Source organism: [Clostridium] celerecrescens 18A (genome assembly GCF_002797975.1).
Classification (GTDB): domain Bacteria; phylum Bacillota; class Clostridia; order Lachnospirales; family Lachnospiraceae; genus Lacrimispora; species Lacrimispora celerecrescens.
The window spans coordinates 2,521,701-2,535,375 of record NZ_PGET01000001.1; the positions used below are offsets into that span (position 1 = coordinate 2,521,701).

Consider the following 13,675-nt stretch of genomic DNA (forward strand, 5'->3'; position numbering starts at 1 on the left):
GGCCAGCCGGATCACCATATCAGAAAATCCCGGTCTAACAGACGCAGGATTCCTTCCGTCAAAAAGTAATCGCCATATATAATTGGCACCTGGCGGTCCGATTCCCGGTCATAGCGGGCAGAACCGCAGGATACAACAGAGTCTATGTCCGGATTCCATTGGCAGAATCGGTCCGTGACCGCTTTTAAACAACGGACGGCTGACTTTACGTAGAGATCCTTTTCCAGATACCGTACATGCTCAGAAAGCTCCAGGAGGCCGCATGCTGCACAAACTCCCGCCGTCGTGTCATAATAGACAGGCTGTGCCGGTGCCCGGAAATCAATGAGCGGGATATCATCATGAATTGCCAGATTTGCACAAACATAGTGGGCCACACGCTTTGCAGCATCCAGATAAACCTCATTTCCCGTGTAACGGTATGCCAGGGACATTCCATAAATCGCCCAGGCCTGCCCGCGGCTCCAGGAAGAACCACTTTCATAGCCCTGCCCGCCGGGATTATCCAGATACTCCCCTGTGGCCGGATCAAATTCTACCATATGATTGCAGGAACCATCCGGTCTGAGAATATAATTCAGAACCGTGTCCGTATGATTGACGGCAATCTGCCGATAAGCGCTGTCATGCTGTTCCTCAGCCGCCCAGTACAGAAGGGGCAGATTCATCAGACAGTCTACGATGGCAACCCCTGCCCGTTCTCCATTCCACGCCTTAATATACCTGCCCTTGGGATTATAACGCCCCGCCAGTATTCCTGCCGCATGAAGTCCCCTGGCACGGGAACCCTTGCTGCCCGTAAGGCGATAATCAGCTACCGCCGTATGCAGCCAGAGAAACCCCACATCGTGGTCCAGTTTTGTAAATGACGTCAGTGCCTCATCCAACCGTTCTTCAATTCCGGTTGCAGCATCTTTATAGCACCCTTTTCCGGTTGCATGATACATCTGCCATAGCATCCCGCTGTAAAAACCGTTGGTCCATGCGGCCAGCTCCCGCTTTCCCATATCTTCATACCTTCCATCGACCGGAACATATGGCATTATGGACCCAAGACGTCTGCATTCTGCTTCAAGTTTTATCTCCAGCTTTTCCCAAACGGATTCCGCCCAGTTAAGCGTTTCTTTCTCAATCCCGTAACGCATAGCAGTTTCCTCCTCCAATCACAATCTCCTTATCTGTAAATTCTGTTTCTACCAGTGTTTCGATTTCTGTCACTCCCTGTTTAACCGCAAATTCGATCGCCGGAATACAGACATTGGGAAACACAAGATTCATATTGGGGAGCGCTGTAATGACGGTACCTTTTCCATGGTTCGCCCGAATCTGGCCCCTTCCATTTTCATCGAAAACAGCCGCAAAACCATTTCCTTCCTCTTTTCCAGTCTCCTCCATACAGTCAGGATAAGAAAAGCCGCAGTCATATGCCATACAGTTTAAATTACTGGTAATTCTGTGCCTGCGCTTATGACCGTTTTGGACCGGTACAGTCCATGTCTCTACATTAATACCTTCCACAGGGCTCCATCTTGCATAAACCTCATCGCCTGTAACATGATACTCCTGGCATGTCCTCCGCACATAATACATGCCTTGAACGTAAAATGCCAGCATGCTGTCAGTTCCTGCCTGTTCCAGCTGATGGTAAGATCGGGGAACGCAAAAGCCAAAAACAGAAGAATAAGCAAACTTAGCATACTTCTCTGCTGCATGGGGATGCTCCATCACCGGATACTGGCCTGCTGTCAGGGCCACCACCTCATGCCTCCTATGACAGAGCAGCATGTCACATTCCTTTACCGCATATGTTTCCTTCAGCTCTGGCAGCGCTTCGCATCCGGCCTGCCAAAACGGATGATCATCCGGCAATGCAAGGAATACAAAGGTTTTCAATGCCCAGTATGAGGAACCCGGGGCATTATAGGCCTCGGACATCAGCAGATTCGGATAAGTATATCCAACCGTAAGCACGCCTGCATTGTCAAAGATCGGCTGATGCAGCCAATATTCCATATGCCTTTGGATAATACCTTTCATGATTCCTAAGGAAAAGCATTCCACTCCTGCCAGGGCACAGGCGCTGAAAAAGGCGGCCTGCGCAAAGCGATAGGTCAGGGAACGGCCAAAGGGAAGCGCCTTGCCTTCGTCATCAAACCAGTAAATAAACGTTTTTGCAAATTCTGCAGCCCGCTGTTTAAAACGCTCTGCAGTCTCCGGGTCTTCCTTTTCCATAAATTTCGCATATAAAAGACAGTAGAAATGAATGCCAAAAGACGTGTAATAATCCTTCTGCGGCCGTTTTCCGTCAGAGTACCAGCCATTGCCCAGATAAAAGGATTCATATCGGTCCATGGCATCCGTAACCTGATCCCGGTTCCATTTCATTCCCACGCTTTTTAAGGCCAGGTTTGCGATGACCTTAAAGTACTGCCAGTTGTTGTCTGCCTGGGTATAAAGGTTGATTTGGTACAGCCAATCTGCTAGACACTGCTTTTCCGCAGCCCCCATAGGATCCCACAGCTTTTCCGGAATCATAAGTATTCCGTAACTGATCGCCGCCATCTCAACCATCCTCTGGTCTTTATTATGCAGGTCTCCCCAATATCCTTCAGATGCAGGGTTGGTTCCTTTGCATAATCCCTTTTGGTAAACCGGCAGGAGGCTTTCATCTTTTCCTCCGCCAGCCCAGTAGGATACCATGCCCCATAAAACACGGGAAAACCCTTCCATTCCGGCAATCCGGCTGCCGTAGCCTGCTGCAAACGCCCCTAGCTGCAAGCTGGCACAGTCTTTGCTGTAATGTTTTTTCAACGGCTCCACCAGATGCAGCAGCATTTCCTGATAGTAGGTTTTATCTTTCATATATTCCTCCATCTCACTCTTTCTGCAAGGTTAAAACAGAGGATGCTGCAAAATCAATTTTACAACACCCTCCGGGGTATGACTTGCTATTTGTTTTTTATCACTTATTAGCTTTCAGTTCATCCAGAATTGTCTGATACTGTTCTGTCAATTCCTTCGCTGCTTCCTCCGGAGTAATATCTCCGTAAACAACCTCCTGGATCAAGTCTTTCCGGGTTACTTCAAGCTCGGTATTTCCACTGATCATATTATTGGTATAAGAATTTGGTTCGGAAATTTCAACACCTTTTTTCTGGATTTCACTTACAACTCCTGCTGCGATCAAAATGTCATCAGACTGCTTGGTGGGGCAGTATCCAACATCAGTTTTACAGATTGAAATGGATTCCGGATCATTCATCAGAAAATCCAGGAATTTCGCAGCGTCTTCCTTATGCTCAGAATTATCATTAACTGCAAAGCCTCTGTCTCCGCTGTATGCAACCCCGCTGCACTTTGCGTCACTGGTGACGGGCATGGAAATGACATCTAATGGGCTGTCAATGGAAGCAATATATTTAGGAGCGCTTCCTGTATAGTCCACAATCATGCCTATCTTTCCGTTGATCCACTTGTTGTTCTGGTCCGCCTGTCCGGCAAAGGTTGCTGCTTCTCCAAATGGTTCCAGAGTATTAGTCTCATACAGATCCACAATATTCCGGAATGCTTCTGCCGCATCTTCTTCCGAAAAATTCATGGCATAGGTTTCTTCATCTATCAGAGGCTTTCCCGTCTTTTGTGCCAGGTAAGGCTGTACAAATAACCGGTTCAGCATATCCGCATCTGCCGTCATCAAATATGCATCGCTATCCTGCTCGTGAATGGATTTCCCAAGCTCCTTAATCTCGTCCCAGGTATAGGACTTGCTCAAATCAATTCCATACTGCTTAGCAAAATCAGTATTAACATAGATTACAGAGCCTCCGACGGTACAGGGGAACACATTCGGCTCACCGTTATAAGTACCTGCAATCTCCAGCAGGCGGTCTTTTAAGGTGCTTAAATCCACCGGCAATGTGGATAAGTCTGCCAGATAATGCTTGGCTCCCTGAATATCCGGAAGCCATTCCTTGCTCAGCTGGATAATATCCGGCGCCGTGTTGCTGGAAAGAGTTGTCATGATCTTCTCGTAGTAACCGTCATACCCCTGGTACTCTGCCTCGATCTTTACGTTGGGATTCTTTTTCTCATAAGCTTCAATTACAGCCAGCAGAGCTTTATGCCTGCTGTCGCTTCCCCACCAGGAAAAACGCAGCGTTACAGGTTCCCCTCCGGTTGCCGGCTTGCCAGCCGACCTATCCTCTGCCCCTGCGCTGCTCTGGGCAGCCGCACTGGTATCTGCATTTTTGGCACTTGAATTGCAGCCCATCAGGGATACTGCCGCCATGGAAGCAGCCATAAACAAAGCAGCGCTTTTCTTGAAATGCTTTTTCATAAAATCGTTCCTCCTTCTCCTTTATCAGGTTTACCCTTACGTTTGGTAATTCCATTTTACCATAAATCCAATGTTTCAAACCCCTGTTCATATTACAGGTACATATCTTTAAAATCTATCTTCATATTGTTCATCTATCATTTTTTTATCCTTTTATACCTCCGGCCGTAATCCCTTCCACAAAGTACTTTTGTGCAAAGAAGTACAGTAAAATCGGCGGAATCAAGGATACTAAGGACATGGCCAGTACTTGATTCCAGGGTGTGGAAGCTCCCTGGCTGTCTATGGACATTTTTAAAGCCAGGGACAGTGTATAATTTTTAACGCTGCTTATGTATACCAGGTTATTGAAATAATCATTCCACCTCCAAAGAGTCTGAAAGATCACAACAGAAAAAACAGAGGGCTTTAAAAGCGGAGCCAGTACCTTTACATACACCATAAATGGATTGCAGCCATCCATATAGGCCGATTCGTCCAGTTCTCTGGGGATTCCTCTTAAGAACTGAATCTGCATAAAAATCAGGAAAGGATAGCAGGCCAGGATTGCCGGAACCCAGAAAGGCAGGTAGGTATCAACCCAGCCGAATTTGTTAAATGCAACATATCTTGGAATCATAATAACTGCATCCGGCAGCATCAAAGTGGAAATCATCAGCATAAACAGTATTTTCTTAAACGGAAAGCTGAATCTGGCAAATCCGTATGCAACGATTCCTGTGGAAAGGGCGGTAAATGCCACGGTCGGGATGACCAGCTTAAAGGTATTTAAGTAAAATGTCAGGTAGGTAAACTGACCGCTGCCTTTCCACCCTTCTCTGAAAGCTTCAAAGGAAAATTGTTCCGGAAGCAGACTCATCGTTCCAAACAGCTCCTTGTTGTCCTTGAATGTAGCAAAGAACAGCCAGAACAAAGGGTAAATCATAACGGTTCCTACGGCAATTAAAATAAAATACGCAATAAGGTTGTTCTTTTTAATTCTCATTAATCCAGTCCTCCATCATTATAGAATACCCATGCACTTGATGAGCGGAATACAAGAAGCGTGATTAGAAGAATGGCTACAAACATCACCCATGAGGATGCTGATGCATATCCCATTTTCAAATTTTTAAACGCGTCTTCATAAATCTTAACCCCTATTAAATAGGTTCCGTGATTGGGTCCGCCATTGGTGATAATAAATGCAGAGGTGAACTCCTGCAATGCATGAATGATCTGCATGATCAGGTTAAAGAAAACGACCGGTGTCAGCATGGGAAAAGTAATATGCCAGAACTGGATCCACTTTGTTGCCCCGTCAACATCTGCCGCCTCATATAGCTCCGTCGGCACATTTTTAAGACCTGCCAGAAACAGAACCATAGAGGAGCCAAACTGCCAGATGACAAGAAGACTAATGGTTACCAGAGCAATATCCGGATCTCCCAGCCAGTTCACTGCCGGAATATGTAAAACACCTAAAAACTTGTTCAGCATTCCTTCTTTCATGAACATGAATCTCCATAGGATAGAGATGGCAACGCTGCCTCCCATAATGGATGGCAGATAGTACACCGTACGGAACAGGTTGATTCCCTTTAAACGCATATTCAGGATCATTGCTACAATCAAAGCCATAATCAGCTTCATGGGCACTGCCATCAGAGCATACTTAAAGGTCAGCAGGAAAGACTTTACAAAATACTTATCCCTTGTAAACAGCTTGATATAATTATCCGCACCAATCCATTTGCCTTCCGACAGAATAGAAAAATCCGTAAAAGAGTAGTACAGCGACATTACCAGCGGATAAGCCTGAAGAATACAAAATCCAAGCAGCCATGGCAGAATGAAGAGCAATCCCCATCTCCAGTTTTTCGGATATTTTCTCACAGCCGGCATCCTTGCAGCATTTGATTTTAACGGTGGCATAGATAATTCCTCCTTCAGTCATTTGCGGTCCCATTGGAACACAATTCATTAACCGTATTTTATCATGATGCCGCTGCCGTGCGCCCTTGTATTCATTATAACCACCTATCATTTCGATGTATCTTTATTTTACCAGGCTATCATAATTTTAGAATATTCGGCTCTGTCCGCTATCCCCTTTGACTCTAAAACTTCCTCATGCTATAATTTTTATATCAATATGGTACAGTGGTGGAGGAAATGAAATGTATGAACTTCTGATTGTAGATGATGAAGCGAATTCCCGCAATATACTTGCGTCCTGTTTTCCATGGAATGAACAAGGATTTCATGTGTGTGCCCAAAAAGACAGCGGACGGGAAGCTCTTGAATATTTAAAAGAACACACGGTGCATGTAATCCTGACCGATATCAGTATGCCCGATATGGACGGGATCCAGCTGGCAAAGGCAGTTTCAGAGCTGACTGGCTCCAGGCCCATCGTTGTTTTCCTCAGCGCTCATGATAACTTCAAATATGCGCAGAACGCGATACGGTACGGGGTTCGATATTATGTATTAAAGCCTACCAGCTTTTCAGAGCTGAAGGAAATTTTTGTAACAATCAAAATGGAACTGGACTTAAAATACAACGTCAGCCCTGATACCGATCACAGTCATTCTTCTGATGAGATTATAAAAAAGGTTCTGTCCTACTGCATCGAAAATTACAGGGAAGGCTCCCTGTCCTCCCTGGCAGAATCCCTGTTCCTGAATTCTTCCTACCTCAGTCAGATGATTAAGCTGAAAACCTCCAAGACCTTTTCAGACCTGCTAAACGAGGCCCGGATGAAGCAGGCGGCACTGCTGCTTAAGGACCCGGATACCAAAATATATAACATCAGCAATATGATCGGATATGTAAATCCAAATAACTTCGCAAGAGCCTTTAAGGCATATTGGGGCATCACACCCACAGAATATAGAAATCATGAAAAATAATTCATTTTTTGATAACCTGAATAAAAAGCATCATTCCACTACTGTCCGTTTTTTCATCCGCAGCCTGCTGGTCAACAGCCTGCTAATTTTGATACCGCTTCTTCTCATCGGCTTATACAGTATTTTCCGAACAGCAAAAGAGAGTACTCTTGAAGCTGAAAAAAGGGCTTCCCGTATTTTAAATCAAGCAGATGATATTCTGGAGACATTTTATACCCATGTTGACAACGCATATCTTTTTTTTGCCTCCAATCCCAGGGTGAACTTACAGCTTAAGAATGCGTTTACAGAAAAGTCACTCTCCCTAAATTCCATCAAATCCGTTGAAAATATTTCGCTGAATTTTCAGAATCTGATTTACACGGACGACTATCTCCAGAATATTTATGTTTACTACAAAAATGATTACAGCCGGATTTTTATTCCCTTAAGTGCAAAACTGATTTCCTTCCCCCCGGATAAGGAAGCTGAAATTCTGGCTTCCTACCATCATGCCGGAACAGAAGACGTATGGATGGAGTTCTCCGACGACCCGCTGCTGTATACCGAATATCCCACTCCCAGCATGACCATTTACAGAAAGCTGTACCACAGGACCACGGATGTACAGAATGGCCTGATCATTTTCAGTTTCAATGCGGACCGGTTAAAAAGTAAGCTGCAGCGGCTGATGGAATACGAAAATCAGCAAGTTTTCTTAATTGACTCTGGCAACCGGCTTGTCTGGCCTTCCACCAGTAAACTTACAGCAGAAGCGCTCCTGTCCCTTTCAGAGCAAATGGCATCCGAATACAAACAGAGCAATGTTACGGTCGTAAGCCAGGATTATGCCTCTTATACCGCAACCTATCTGCATTCCCCCCGTTCCTATGGATTCTCCTATTTAATGCTGACTCCTAAGGATAAAATCTACGAAACTACCATAAGTCTGACCAGCATGTATATTTTCATCACAATGGCAGCCATTGGGGTAGCCTGTATTTTTGCATTCTTTAAAACCCAGCATGATTACAAGTACTTAAGTAAAATTATCAGCACTTTCAGCATGCCGAAGACGGCTCTAAAAAGAATACAGCCGCCTTCAAAAAGGATCTCCAATCCCTTTGAATACATTTTGCTGAATGTAATCCACCTCTTCATCGAGCAGGATTATTTAAAGGTGCAGGATTCAGAAAAAACTGCCAAGCTTCAGTTATCCAAAATGCAGGCACTGCAACACCAGATCAATCCCCACTTTCTTCATAATACGTTAAACAGCATTTACTGGGAGTCGGTGAAGCTGACCGGCTCAGAAAACCGGTGCAGTCAGATGATATCCTATCTCTCTGCAATTATGCGTTATTCGCTCAGCGATCCTCAGGAGAATGTAAAAGTTCAGAATGAAATCGACTATCTCAAAAAGTATCTTGAAATTATGAAGCTTCGCTATGTGAATAAATTTGATGCCAGATTCCATATTGCCCCGGAATGCTCCATCTACCCCGTCAAGAAGATGCTGCTGCAGCCTCTTGTTGAAAATGCAATATATCATGGTATTAAAGAGAAGAAAGAAAAAGGGATCATTTGTATCTCTGTACACAGGAAAAAGGATCGAATCTATTTCAATATCTATGATACAGGAAATGGAATTCCCGGCCAAAAGCTTGACGCCATCAGACGTGATCTGGAACAGATGAAACGGGCTTCCAACCAGAACATCGGGTTGGTGAACACAAATTCCAGATTGGTTTTATCCTACGGGCCAGACTCTGGTCTGCATATTAAAAGTCGAAGCAAAGACTTTACTGTAATCTGGTTTTCTATTCCTGTTCCAAAAGAAACTGCGGATCAGTTCCCTACGGACTCCATATAGCTGTTTCATATACGGAATGCATTGGCAATAATAGCCTATTATAAAAAGCAGCGTTTCTCTTTCCACGAATGGATAAGGAACCGCTGCTTTTGACATATAACCACTATATCCGTGCGTGGTCTTTTGTAACATTTATATTTTTTTATTCATAAACACAAGATTTGAATCCGTTTCATATCCATTTTTATTGTAAAATCCTTCAGTCCTCGGAGCTTTCAAAGTGACTAAGTTAATATTTACTATCCCTCTTCTTTTCACATCCTGTTGAACCAAAGACAGCATTTTGGTTCCCAGGCCCATTCTACTAAAATCTACAGAAATCACAAAATCCTGTATATGAAATTCTTTAACCCCTAAATAGGAGGTTATGTATCCCATTAAAAAACCAACTATATTTCCATCTTGATGAGCTTCATATCCCAGAGCCATCGGATTCTGTAGATAATCATTTATCCTCATACCAGCCATATCCGGCGTCCACGTTTCATTCCAGGGTTTCAAACGAAAAGACTTTACATATAGATCTAAGATTTCTTCTGAAACATTTCCTTGAATAATTTTTAATTCCATAATAAACCTCCCCTCATTGTAAAATATTATAAATATCTTTTTCCTATACTAAATCCTCTGCCTCTTACCTCATTAACATGGCTAATAATAACAAATGCCTCGCCGTCTATTTCATGAATCAGCTTTTCAAATTTAGATAAATCATTATTAGAAATAACAGTTAGTAAAATATCCATCTCTCTTTCCAGATATCCTGATTTACTATGCAAAAGTGTAACTCCTCTATCAAATTTCGAAATTATTGCATCTTTTATCTCCGGAGATTTGCCGCTTATTACTTTTATCTGTATTTTATTCGTACCTAGTATAAGAAGTTTATCTAAAACGATGGAATAAATCATAACTAAAATAATACCATAAAGAATTTTATTTTTATCACTAAAAGCTACCTGCAGAGCAAGTATGATGCAGTCGCCTACGTATAAACTGACAGATACAGGAATATGCATATATTTGTTCAATATCAATGGTGGTATACTCATACCTCCGGTACTCGCCCCGACTCTGATAACAAGTGCAATCGCACTTCCTATACAAACACCACCAAAAATTGTACATAAAAATATATCATCTGTAATTGCAAAATTTACGGACAATTTTTGCAATACTTCCAAAGATAATGGAAAGAATAATGTACTAATCAGTGTAGTTAATGCGAATTTTTTTCCCAATACGAACAAACCGATCATAAACATAATTACATTAAAAGCTAATACAATACTTGATATAGGTATCTTTGTATAATGATTAACGGCAATAGCAATGCCTGTGGTTCCTCCGGTAATCAAACCGGAAGGCATAATAAAAAATACAATTCCTACTGCATAAATAAAATTTCCTAACATGATCGTCAAAATTTCCAGTGCTATTCTTCCTTTTTTCATCCTATCCTCCAAAAAAAAACACGTTTGCTAAGATTTTCCCTAGCAAACGTGGATCAAGGCCTATGCCTAATATCTAAAAATTTATTTTTTATTATAATATCATAAGCACTTTAAAAACTCAACAACAATCTAATACTTTTTTCAATAAGATCATTTATTATGAATGGATACCCGATGAACTCATATTACACTCAATCGTTTTTAATATTTTGTAATACATTTTCAAGATGGCTTACCACTGCTGCTTTTGCCTTTTCTTTGTCTCTTTCCTTAAGAGCTTGAATTATTTCACAATGTTCCTTATATATTTCCTGTCTGCGGTTTGTATTCTTAGTTGTATGGGTAACAACCTCATCAATGATATCATAATAGGAATCAATAAAATTCATAAATATTGCATTATGGGAAAGCTCTGCAAGACGATAGTGAAAATAGTGATCGATGGAACGCGCTCCTTTTTTCTTGTCTGTTTCTGAAATCAAATCATATAATTCCTCAATCTCTTCATCCGATGCAGTTTCAATGATTTTCTCCACGGTCCTTTGTTCCAGGCAAACACGCATTTCAATTAAATCGCTATAAGTACCTTCTTTTAGTGTAATTCCCGCAGAAACATTCATAACTTCTGAAATATTCGGATTAACAAATGTACCCTCTTTCGGCTTTCTACAGATATAATTTCTTGCTTGTAATATCGTCAGGGCTTCCCTTAGAATTCCTCTGCTTACGCAGAATTCATCAGCCAAATCGAGTTCATTTGGTAATTTATCTCCAGGTTTTAAAGTACCGTCTTTTATCTGTTCCATTATAACCCGTACAACTTTATCTGATAGTCTTTCATTCTCAATTGGAGCAAAACCCATATTGATACCTCGCTTCATCTCTAACTTAACATTTTAAAGGTCTAACACATTAATTATACCTGAATTAATAGATAAGTCAACGAATTGCATCGACCCCATTCTTTTCCGGTGTGGAACTGGCCACTAAATCTCCATAATTTCAAAATCACCGAATAATGTTCTCCCCATACCAATGGAACCACAGCCAAACATACCATACCGGAAGCTGCCATCTTTCATCTCTAATATTTTTTCACCATCTACGGACAGGGTAATCCAATCACCAACTGCTTCCAGAGTAAGCTTATAAGTAGTACCATGTTTCCAGGCAAAATCAGTTTCTATCATTTTTGTATAACCAAAATCATTTTTATATACTGCTGCTTTCCCCTCTTCTGAAAATCCGGCAATATATCCACGCATTGCACCTTGGGCACGGATCTGTAACAGGTGGCTTTCCCCATGGATCGGAGTAACCGGCACTGTCACCCTTACATCTTTTGAAAAGTAATTACCGGCATAGGCAAAGGCTGGCTCGCACCTCATCAGAGACAGGGCATTTCCGTCCTTCCCCCAGGCTCCATGATCAACAGAAAATGGGGTGATTGTACCAAATTCCTTTCGCTGCTTAGCGATTTTAACAGTATACTTGCTTTTACCTGTAATAGAAAATTCATCTAAGTATAGGAAACCCAGGGTTTTGGCCTTTGCAATGGAATAACCTTCAATTACGATACCAACTTCATCAATTAAATCCCCGTCTACCTCCGGTATCGTAAAGGTCACGCCGATCCATTCCCCCTGCACTAGTTTCACATATCCCTGTAAATGTTCTTTCTTATCACTCACAGAACGAACATAAGGCGCTATCCCAAGTGTTTCCCATCCGTTCCATTGATCCAGATAAAGCTTCATAGATACTGTCTGTCCTGGATATGCCGTAGGTGTAAACACTGGCATATAACGCTCATCAGAAAATTCATCCCGGCGGTAAAAAGGTTTATAGTACAGCTTACACTGATTTCCCCGAGTCATCCGATCGACTAATATCTTTAGGGAACCGTTTCCTTTATATGCTACATCGGTGGAATGGTTTGCAGTACAAAAAAATGAATCTGATAACCGCATATTATGGGTAGATCCCGGAAGTTCAAAATCAAAATGAATTTCTCCTTCTTTTATACTATCAAGAAGCGGGGCCGGGGCTTCTTCCTCAGCCAGTCTGTAACCCAGCAAAGCAACCTCTTTCGCGTAAGTAGGTACATCCAGATTATTCAAAGAACCGGAAATTCCAGATAGGATTATGCCATCATTTATTGGCTTGCGATACTTATCCGGCAGTCCATCGATCCCACACATAACACCCAGCACGGTTCCTACGTTGCCTGCATTACAGTCTGTATCCCAGCCGCACATGGTGGCAATTTCTACTGTCCTTGCAAAATCTCCATTCCCGTATACCATGGATAATGCACATACACCTGCGTTAGGTATCATATGGCAGACACCGCCGTATTTATCATACCCCCAATCACGTACCAGCATGTTATAACAATCCCGCCAATGATCATTTCCCCTGTGAAAATCAAGTACTGCATTTACAACCTTTGCATATAAGCTATGGTCAGGGATTTGTGATAGCCCTACTTGAATAATTTCATGGATATCCTGGCATTGGAAGGCATGGGCAATGCATGCACAGAAAAAACGGGCACCATAAATTCCTTCTCCGTCATGGGATACACTGGCGGCACTCTGCCCGAATTCCGCTGCTTTGTCCGGCCGGCATGGATTCACCAGTCCCCAGGTATCAATAAATATCTGGCCTCCGATCTGTTCTGCAAGCAATTGACCATTCTGATTCACAGATCCGGACTGGGGTGCAGGAATGCCATGCATTAAGTTTAAGTAAGCCGTATGCTCCGTACTGATGCCATAGCCGCCCCACCAGAACATGCCAACACCCTCACGGGAATAATTCAGCCATGCCCTGGCAACATCCTGGGGTTTTAAATTACCGTCTTTTGCATCATCATATAAAGCCCGAAGAAAATACACCGGCCCATTCACATCATCATCTGCAGCAAAATTTTTGAAGTCCTTTACATAATCCGTAATTTCACCGTATGTATTTAGAATACGTTCATAAGTCCATATGGTGGGCTCCACGGGAGCCCCTAAACGAATACCAATATTCATCCCCAAAAATCCGGAATATACCTTTTCCAAATATTTATCAGGTATCATATTCTCATTCTCCTTTGATAACCATGACCTGTCTGTCAATCTGACAGACA

General features: G+C 42.6%; 11 protein-coding genes. 2 read left to right on the top strand and 9 right to left on the bottom strand.

Annotation, left to right across the window (positions count from 1 at the left end; translation table 11 throughout):
- Positions 1-11: 11 nt before the first annotated feature.
- From H171_RS11680 to H171_RS11700, 5 genes are all read right to left on the bottom strand, one after another.
- Positions 12-1,145, bottom strand: a complete 1,134-nt coding sequence (locus H171_RS11680; RefSeq protein ID WP_100305302.1) for a glycoside hydrolase family 88 protein — start codon at positions 1,143-1,145, stop codon at positions 12-14.
- Complete coding sequence (locus H171_RS11685; protein ID WP_157803154.1) at positions 1,129-2,862, bottom strand: DUF2264 domain-containing protein; 1,734 nt, start codon at positions 2,860-2,862, stop codon at positions 1,129-1,131. The genes H171_RS11680 and H171_RS11685 overlap by 17 nt, the downstream gene beginning before the upstream one ends.
- Before the next feature lie 100 nt (positions 2,863-2,962).
- Complete coding sequence (locus H171_RS11690) at positions 2,963-4,336, bottom strand: ABC transporter substrate-binding protein (protein WP_100305304.1); 1,374 nt, start codon at positions 4,334-4,336, stop codon at positions 2,963-2,965.
- Positions 4,337-4,481: 145 nt separating this feature from the next.
- Positions 4,482-5,321: a carbohydrate ABC transporter permease gene (locus H171_RS11695; RefSeq protein ID WP_100305305.1), complete on the bottom strand. Its 840-nt coding sequence runs from the start codon at positions 5,319-5,321 to the stop codon at positions 4,482-4,484.
- Positions 5,321-6,250 (bottom strand): carbohydrate ABC transporter permease, encoded by a 930-nt coding sequence (locus H171_RS11700; protein WP_100305306.1) that lies wholly within the window; start codon positions 6,248-6,250, stop codon positions 5,321-5,323. The genes H171_RS11695 and H171_RS11700 overlap by 1 nt, the downstream gene beginning before the upstream one ends.
- A 245-nt stretch (positions 6,251-6,495) precedes the next feature.
- Between H171_RS11700 and H171_RS11705 the strand changes: the two genes are divergently transcribed.
- A complete protein-coding gene (locus tag H171_RS11705; RefSeq protein WP_100305307.1) occupies positions 6,496-7,230 on the top strand; it encodes a response regulator transcription factor in 735 nt (244 codons plus the stop codon).
- Positions 7,220-9,082, top strand: coding sequence for a cache domain-containing sensor histidine kinase (locus H171_RS11710; RefSeq protein WP_100305308.1), 1,863 nt, complete (start codon positions 7,220-7,222; stop codon positions 9,080-9,082). The genes H171_RS11705 and H171_RS11710 overlap by 11 nt, the downstream gene beginning before the upstream one ends.
- A gap of 132 nt (positions 9,083-9,214) precedes the next feature.
- On the opposite strand, the gene H171_RS11715 is transcribed toward H171_RS11710, so the two are convergent.
- From H171_RS11715 to H171_RS11730, 4 genes are all read right to left on the bottom strand, one after another.
- Positions 9,215-9,652, bottom strand: a complete 438-nt coding sequence (locus H171_RS11715; RefSeq protein ID WP_100305309.1) for a GNAT family N-acetyltransferase — start codon at positions 9,650-9,652, stop codon at positions 9,215-9,217.
- 26 nt (positions 9,653-9,678) lie between these two features.
- Positions 9,679-10,536, bottom strand: coding sequence for a YitT family protein (locus H171_RS11720; RefSeq protein WP_100305310.1), 858 nt, complete (start codon positions 10,534-10,536; stop codon positions 9,679-9,681).
- 191 nt (positions 10,537-10,727) lie between these two features.
- On the bottom strand, positions 10,728-11,399 hold the full coding sequence (locus H171_RS11725) for a FadR/GntR family transcriptional regulator (RefSeq protein ID WP_166433615.1): 672 nt from the start codon (positions 11,397-11,399) through the stop codon (positions 10,728-10,730).
- 123 nt (positions 11,400-11,522) lie between these two features.
- The gene (locus H171_RS11730) at positions 11,523-13,625 is read right to left on the bottom strand and encodes an ADP-ribosylglycohydrolase family protein (protein WP_100305312.1); all 2,103 of its coding nucleotides are present in this window, start codon (positions 13,623-13,625) and stop codon (positions 11,523-11,525) included.
- Between the last annotated feature and the right edge of the window lie 50 nt (positions 13,626-13,675).